The 2,275-nt window shown below is 72.4% G+C and carries 2 protein-coding genes and 1 pseudogene; 2 read left to right on the top strand and 1 reads right to left on the bottom strand.

Features of this window, described 5'->3' with window-relative positions:
• Positions 1-805 (bottom strand): alpha/beta fold hydrolase (locus ABZW32_RS39645; RefSeq protein WP_356225752.1); only part of this gene is annotated, 805 nt, incomplete at its 3' end.
• Between the two features lie 304 nt (positions 806-1,109).
• Here ABZW32_RS39645 and ABZW32_RS39640 point away from each other — a divergent pair.
• Together ABZW32_RS39640 and ABZW32_RS39635 are read left to right on the top strand one after the other, a co-directional pair.
• Positions 1,110-1,250, top strand: a pseudogene (locus ABZW32_RS39640) (arginine 2-monooxygenase); the annotation flags it as partial.
• Between the two features lie 769 nt (positions 1,251-2,019).
• Positions 2,020-2,275, top strand: a 256-nt coding sequence (locus tag ABZW32_RS39635) for a protealysin inhibitor emfourin (RefSeq protein WP_356225751.1), incomplete at its 3' end; no start/stop codon positions are given.

Genomic DNA, 2,275 nt, shown 5'->3' with positions numbered 1-2,275 from the left:
TGTCCGGGTCGCACCCCACATCCGTGCGTCGCGGACCCGCGTTCCGGCGAGGCGCGCGGACAGGGCCGTCCACAGCGGTGTGCGCGATGACCGCACGGACGATCGTCTCCCAGTCGGCCCGGTCGACCCCGTGGCCCGCACCTTCCAGCGCCAACAGCCCGGCGCCGGGGATCGCTTCGGCGAGCGCCTCGCCGTGCCCGAAGGGAAACATCGGGTCCGCCGTCCCGTGGATCACCAGCGTGGGCACGGAGATCGACGACAAGGGCCGCCGCGGTCGCTCGCCCTCGGGCAGTGAGTCGTGGTTCCGCACCGCGGCGAAGTGGTGTGCACGCTCGACGTCCCGACGGACGAGGTCGCGGACGGCGGTCTCGTCGAACCGGCGCCGGCTTCCCGCGAGCACGCGCGCGTACTCGACCAGGTAATCGATCACCGAGGCGGTGTGCGACCAATCGGCCTCCGCGGACGATACGAAGCGCATGAATTCCCCGGTCGGCGGGGGCAGCTCCCGGTCGCCGGGCAAGGCGCGGGATGTGCTGATCAGAACGAGCGAGAGGATCCGGTCGGGGCGGTCGAGTGCGATCAGCTGGGCGAGCGCCCCACCGGCGGAGACGCCCACCACGTGTGCGGCCGGGATCCCATAGGCGTCGAGCACACCGACGGCGTCGCCGGCCAGATCCGCGCCGGTGTATCCGAAGGTGCCGCGCTCGCAGGTGACCGATCGACCGGTGTCGCGGTGGTCGTAGCGGATCACGAACCGCCCGCCCTCGGCGAGCATCCGGCAGAAGCCCTCCTCCCACCAGAGCATCGAAGCGCCGGTGCCCATGATGAGCAGGACCGGAGGGTCCGACCGGTCTCCGAAGGTCTCGGTGCACAGTTCGACACCATCCACGTCAACCATGCGTTCAGCCATCGTCACCTCGCCTCACCGGGCCATTGTGCATCCGCCGGGCCCCGGGCGAAGGCCGCCCCGGTGCGCCGGGGCGTGGGGACGTCGGCACGCCCCGGCGACGAGTCCTGGCCCACCCCCCCCCGCTGGCCGGGCGCCGCCTACACCCGCGAGAAGGCCTACCTGGAGCGCTGCCTGGACGAGTCGCCGAGGTGCTTGTCGCGGTATCCCGGCAGCCCTGCCCGGCGAGCGCCTCACCAAGGATGTCCTGCGTTACCTGCGAACAGGAGTCGAGGCCGGGATGGTCGTGCCGGACGCGGTCGACACGCAGGTCACGGCCGTCCGAGTGCCTCGCGAGGACTGATCACGACGCGGAGGGGCACGGCGTCGCCCGTCGCACCCAGCTGCGCTGTCGCTCTGCCACGGTCACGCCGGTCGACGTCTCCTGGCCGGCCGTCGTATCGGCGCGCGTGAACGCCCCTGCTCCTCTGCCGCGCCCCGGCGGTGTTCTGCTGATGGTGGACTCCGGCATGTGCGGGGCCGAGGCGACCGTGGACCGACTGGTCGGGGCAGGGTTGTCCGCGCAGGTTACAGCGAAGGCGTTGGTCCCCTGGGGCCCGGTCCTGCGCTCCCGACCGAGCCGGCTGGAGATGCAAGGCCCGGCGGGTGAGGCCGAGAAGCGGGACGAGCCGGTGGTCCTCCCCGCCCAGAGCCCATGACGACACCCCGGCGTGCCCGGCATCCGAGGTGACGCCCGCCGGCCGAGTGTCCGGGTGGACTCGGCACGCCGGGCGGGATGCCGGACCGACCGGCAGCGCATCGGTTCGCCCGGCTCGCCGATGCTCTCACCGCCCCCCCGACGAGCCCGCGCGCAATCCACCGTCGGAGCGGCCAGGCCCGCCCGGCCGCCGACCGCAGGTCCTGCCCTCGACGCGACCGATCCGGGTACTCGTGATCCGTAGCGTGCCGGACGCCACGGCGGGTTACGGCCGTTTTCGGCCGTCTTGAGCCGGCACCGCGTACAGGAGGCAAACCCGCGCGTTTCGGGGGAAGGCGAGAGGTGTCGATCTACTCGATGCGCAGCCTCGCCCCCCCCGTACGGGAGGGGGCGCACTCCTCCAGGAGGTCCCACCATGCTGATCGTCATCACCCGGACCGGCGGGTTCGCCGGCAGGGAGCGCACAGGGTCCGCCGACACGCACTGCCGACCCGACGGAGCCGAGTTGGAGCGCCTGGCCGAACGCGCGCTGAGCGCCGAAGCGCCGCCGGCGGGGCACCCGGTGGCCGACGGCTTCGTCTACTCCGTCCACATCGACGGCAAGGTGATCGAGTTACGCGATCCCGACCTGACCGATGAACAGCGCCGGTTGATCGAGGCGGTGCTCGGCG

It is taken from the genome of Streptomyces sp. NPDC004667, from assembly GCF_040609475.1.
Taxonomy (GTDB): domain Bacteria; phylum Actinomycetota; class Actinomycetes; order Streptomycetales; family Streptomycetaceae; genus Streptomyces.
The sequence above is the reverse complement of the archived record's forward strand: the minus strand, read 5'-3'. Positions and strand labels throughout refer to the sequence as shown.